The sequence below is a fragment of the Flavobacterium coralii genome (assembly GCF_019891545.1).
In the GTDB taxonomy this organism is placed as follows: domain Bacteria; phylum Bacteroidota; class Bacteroidia; order Flavobacteriales; family Flavobacteriaceae; genus Flavobacterium; species Flavobacterium coralii.
Genome location: NZ_JAHDIU010000022.1, coordinates 1 through 1905 on the forward strand (window position 1 = coordinate 1; position 1905 = coordinate 1905).

A 1905-nucleotide genomic window follows, 5' to 3' on the forward strand; every position below is an offset into this window, starting at 1 on the left:
CGTAATCTCTAGAAAGGAGGTGTTCCAGCCGCACCTTCCGGTACGGCTACCTTGTTACGACTTAGCCCCAGTTACCAGTTTTACCCTAGGCAGCTCCTTGCGGTCACCGACTTCAGGTACCCCCAGCTTCCATGGCTTGACGGGCGGTGTGTACAAGGCCCGGGAACGTATTCACCGGATCATGGCTGATATCCGATTACTAGCGATTCCAGCTTCATGGAGTCGGGTTGCAGACTCCAATCCGAACTGTGACCGGCTTTATAGATTCGCTCCTGGTCGCCCAGTGGCTGCTCTCTGTACCGGCCATTGTAGCACGTGTGTAGCCCAGGACGTAAGGGCCGTGATGATTTGACGTCATCCCCACCTTCCTCACGGTTTGCACCGGCAGTCTTGTTAGAGTTCCCGACTTGACTCGCTGGCAACTAACAACAGGGGTTGCGCTCGTTATAGGACTTAACCTGACACCTCACGGCACGAGCTGACGACAACCATGCAGCACCTTGCAATATGTCCGAAGAAATACCTGTTTCCAGGTACGTCATACTGCATTTAAGCCCTGGTAAGGTTCCTCGCGTATCATCGAATTAAACCACATGCTCCACCGCTTGTGCGGGCCCCCGTCAATTCCTTTGAGTTTCAAACTTGCGTTCGTACTCCCCAGGTGGGATACTTATCACTTTCGCTTAGCCACTCAAGATTGCTCTCAAACAGCTAGTATCCATCGTTTACGGCGTGGACTACCAGGGTATCTAATCCTGTTCGCTCCCCACGCTTTCGTCCATCAGCGTCAATGTATTGTTAGTAACCTGCCTTCGCAATTGGTATTCCATGTAATCTCTAAGCATTTCACCGCTACACTACATATTCTAGTTACTTCACAATAATTCAAGTTCTACAGTATCAATGGCAGTTCGACAGTTGAGCTGCCGGATTTCACCACTGACTTATAAAACCGCCTACGGACCCTTTAAACCCAATGATTCCGGATAACGCTTGGATCCTCCGTATTACCGCGGCTGCTGGCACGGAGTTAGCCGATCCTTATTCTTACGGTACCGTCAATTTTCCACACGTGGAAAGGTTTCTTCCCGTACAAAAGCAGTTTACAATCCATAGGACCGTCATCCTGCACGCGGCATGGCTGGTTCAGGCTCTCGCCCATTGACCAATATTCCTCACTGCTGCCTCCCGTAGGAGTCTGGTCCGTGTCTCAGTACCAGTGTGGGGGATCTCCCTCTCAGGACCCCTACCCATCATTGCCTTGGTATGCCGTTACCATACCAACTAGCTAATGGGACGCATGCTCATCTTGTACCGATAAATCTTTAATATTAAAACAATGCTGTTCTAATATACTATGGGGTATTAATCCGGATTTCTCCGGGCTATCCCCCTGTACAAGGCAGATTGCATACGCGTTACGCACCCGTGCGCCGGTCTCAGGGCCCGAAAGCCCCTACCCCTCGACTTGCATGTGTTAGGCCTGCCGCTAGCGTTCATCCTGAGCCAGGATCAAACTCTTCATCGTAGATTTTTAATGTCTTATACGACTCTTTCTTTGTTTTCGCTTTCGTTGTGAAAGCGGGTGCAAAAGTACAACTTTCTTTTTATCTGACAAGCGTTTTGAAAAATATTTTTTTATTTTTTTTCGCTTTGCTTTTTCAATAAAGGTTGTGGCTTTTTCTCCTGTTCCGTTTTTACCGAACCGGAGGGCAAAGATACTGTATTCCCTGTTTTAGTTCCAAATGTTTTGGTAACTTTTTTTCAGGGCATTTCTTTGCTTTTGCCGCTTCTTTTATTATCAGTTTGTGTGTGAACGTTGCCTTGATTACTTCACCTAATCCATATGTTGTTTTGGAGTTCAGTGATACGCCTTATGGCTTTATTGCGGGTGCAAAAGTAGGC

1 rRNA gene is annotated in these 1905 nt (G+C 48.1%); it reads right to left on the bottom strand.

Annotation, left to right across the window (positions count from 1 at the left end):
- Positions 1 to 12 precede the first annotated feature (12 nt).
- Positions 13 to 1528 (bottom strand): 16S ribosomal RNA (locus KJK34_RS14940).
- Positions 1529 to 1905 lie beyond the last annotated feature (377 nt).